The following is a 2,500-nucleotide window of genomic DNA, read 5'->3' on the forward strand; positions in this document are numbered from 1 at the left end:
GCGCCGTCCATTCTCCCGTGAGCGCAATCGGTTTGGCCATGGCATGGACCCTCCATGCTATCTTGAATCACGATCACGCGCCGATGGGAATCCCTCGCGAGTCAGCGGTCGCGCCCCTTGGTATAAGCCTCAGCGCGCCGGCGCCTGCGCGGTGACGCGGGTCTCGGCGCGGTCGCGCGTCATCAGGTTGTCGATCCGCTCGCGCTCGGCCCGGAAGGCGGCGAGCATCGTGCCGGACAGTTCCCGTCCACGCGGTACGCGCACGCGCATCGGATCGACGAAGCGCCCGTTGACCATCACCTCGTAGTGGAGGTGGGGCCCGGTCGACAGGCCGGAATTGCCGAGATAGCCGATCACCTGTCCCTGCCTGACGCGGGCACCCTCGGTGATGCCGCGGGCGAATCCGGACAGGTGCGAATAGGTCGAGGTGTAGCCGTTGGGATGCTCGATCTCGATGCGCCGGCCATAGCCGCCCGACCAGCTCGCCTTGCCGATGACGCCATTGCCGGCGGCGACGATGGGGGTGCCGATGCGGTCCGACCAGTCGACGCCGGAGTGCATCTTGAAATAGCCCATGACGGGGTGGCGGCGCATGCCGAAGCCGGAACGCATCTGGCCGCCGGCGATCGGCTTGCGGATGAGGAACTTGCGCGCCGACTTGCCCTGCTCGTCGTAGAAGTCGATGACGCCGTCGGCGGTGGAATGGAAGCGGTAGTAGCGGCGGGTTTCGCCGGCGGTGGTCAGTGCCGCATAGAGAATGTCGCTGCGACCGGCGTCGCCTTCCTCGTCCGAGGCGTACAGAACCTCAAACAGGTCGTTGGAGCTGACGCGCCGCGAGAAATCGACGTCGTTGCCGAAGACGCGGATGAGCTCGTCGACGATGGGGCGGGGGATCTCCTGGCGCAGCGCCGTCTCGTAGATGGCGGCGTAGAGGCGCAGGCCTCCGCCTTCCTCGTCCTCCTCCGAATCGTCGGTGACGTTGACGGCTTCGGCCGGATCCTCGACCGCGACATAGCGGCCCTCGTCCGTCTGTGCGACGGCCGCCTCCGGCGTGCCGCGCTCACCGACCAGGATGACTCGCACCGGCTGCTGGCGGCCCGATGCGCCCGGCGCGAAGAGCACGCGGATGCGCTGGCCGTCGCGCAGCGTGATCTCGCGACCGCCGCGGGTGAAGGCCGCGGCGATGAGGCGGACGTCGTCGCGCACCGCCCCGAGTTCGAGCAGGATCGAGGTGATGGTGTCGCCGGCCTTGGCGATCACCGTGCGGTCGGGCGGCACCGCCGAGGCCGTCGCTTCCGGCGTGCGCTTGACGACGCGCATAACGTTCGGGTCGTCCGGGTCGATGACGTCGTTGCGCGGCCGCGGCCGGGTGGCGAAGCCGCCGTCGGCAGGCAGCGAGACGGGAACTGCGAGGCCCGCCGGCATGGCGACCTCGCGGACCTGACCGAGGATGTCGTCGGTGGACAGGGCCATCATCGTGCGGTGCTGCGGGGGCATGGCGCCGAAGTCGCGCATGACCACCGTCACCTCGCCTTCGCTGTCCGGGGTCTGTTCCTCGGCACGCTCGACGGTGTCGCCTGCCAGGAGGCGTAGCGGATTGAACTGGGGGATCTCGTAGTCGCCACTCGATGTCTGGACGAGGTTGGCGACGACACGCGTATGGGGGCGGACGCGGATGATCTCACGGTCGCCGACCCGCGAGGTCTGCGAGACGCGGATGGTCTGCTTGGAGGAGGAGAAGAGATCGGCGAGGGGGGTGAGGCGGTCGCCTTTACGCGCTGTGTTGGTCGGGCGCTCGCCAGCGCCGCTTCCCGAGCGGCTCAGCGGCTGGAGGATCTCCGCCGGAGCCGGCGGCCGGGTCGGGTTCTCGAGCGCTGCCCAGACCGCGCCGCCCATGAGACCCGCTCCGCACAGGCCGGTGAGGACCGTGCCGGAGAACCAGCGCATGTTGATGCCGCGCCCCTCGATGGTGCGCCGCTCGCGACCGTCGGCCGACAGCGGGGCCTCGTCGCCGAGGGATGCGCTCGGGTCGGCCTGGTTGGCGACAAGGGATCGGCCGGACAAAAGCAAACCAGAAATCTCCGAACGGTTCCGGGGGCCGGTGCCCGGCTCGATGGCGCGGCGACGTTGCCCGCGGCGGTCCGGGCCGTCAAGCAGATCGCATCCGCGACAGAAGAGCGAGGAATGTGGCGTCGTCAGGGCTGCGGCCGTCGGCGGCGTGGTCAGTGCCGGGTTTGCTGTCGGACGGGACGTTTGGCGCCGGTACCGGGAAGGCCAAGCGGCGGAACAGCAGAAATCGGAGAAACTACGGATTAACGCGCGCGCACACACGAGGGCGGCTCTTCCATCCGGAGGGAGGCCCATCCGGCGAAGAATGGCCCCTTGGCCCGCAAGGGGGCATCGGGAAGCACGGAACAGGGACCGAAAGGCGCTGGCCCGGCCGGATTCGACGCCCGGGTGGGGAAACTGGAGCCCCGACAGCCCAGCGGAACCGGGGGAG

1 protein-coding gene is annotated in these 2,500 nt (G+C 69.4%); it reads right to left on the reverse strand.

Features of this window, described 5'->3' with window-relative positions; all coding sequences use genetic code 11:
• Positions 1 to 129: 129 nt before the first annotated feature.
• A complete protein-coding gene (locus ACJ4V0_RS21240) occupies positions 130 to 2,070 on the reverse strand; it encodes a M23 family metallopeptidase (protein WP_448301611.1) in 1,941 nt (646 codons plus the stop codon).
• Positions 2,071 to 2,500: the final 430 nt, after the last annotated feature.

Source organism: Phreatobacter aquiterrae, from assembly GCF_053471285.1.